We start from the raw sequence: 713 nt of genomic DNA, 5'->3' as shown, positions 1-713 counted from the left end.
ATGTTATTGAGGTTTCAGCGTAAAGCTACATAACAAGCCATTCAAGCAGGACTTTTAACAGTTGGTTAGGTTCCGCTTCGCTACACATTTTAACCAACAATTAAAAGCCTCTTAATGGGGCGTTATACGTTTAGGGGGCTTGGTGGTGAATTACTTGATGAAGTTAACGTTTCTACTTTTATCTATTGCGGCATTTACTTTTAGTAATTATTGTCTCGCTGAAAACGAAAATTCAACAGCTATTGAGATTGCGACTAAATATTTAATAGAAGTTAAAAAATGGAAGTGTGGCGAATTTATTGTTGATGTAGACAGTTTTAAAGTCGTCGTGTTAAAAGGCAATAGCACTGAGAATGAAAATAAAAATAATATAGTTGTTATTCGCTCTACACATAAAGACGATTTGCACTCAAAAGTTCCTGGTGGAGGCAAATCTCTCGCCATAGAAGTTGACTTACTAAATAAGAAAGTAATAAGTGCATTGCATTACCAGTAAAAACGTATAACAAGCAACTCAAGACGGACACAAACAGTTGGCTGTGCTCGTACCTCGCAAATTATAGCCAACTATTTTTAGCCGCTTAGTAGGGCTACATGGACTCCCCTTTGTCAAGCAATAGCATCTCTTACAACAAGAAGATCTGACAGCAGCTCTACATTCGGCGTTTATTAGCTTTGTTACGCTATCGCCCTGATGATTTGCGCTTGAGCAA

1 protein-coding gene is annotated in these 713 nt (G+C 37.7%); it reads left to right on the top strand.

What is annotated here, in order from left to right:
- Positions 1–154: 154 nt before the first annotated feature.
- Complete coding sequence (locus H4J52_RS02885) at positions 155–496, top strand: hypothetical protein (RefSeq protein WP_182224186.1); 342 nt, start codon at positions 155–157, stop codon at positions 494–496.
- The last annotated feature ends 217 nt before the right edge of the window (positions 497–713 follow it).

The organism is Colwellia sp. MB02u-14 (genome assembly GCF_014076915.1).
Lineage (GTDB): Bacteria > Pseudomonadota > Gammaproteobacteria > Enterobacterales > Alteromonadaceae > Colwellia_A.
The sequence above is the reverse complement of the archived record's forward strand: the minus strand, read 5'-3'. Positions and strand labels throughout refer to the sequence as shown.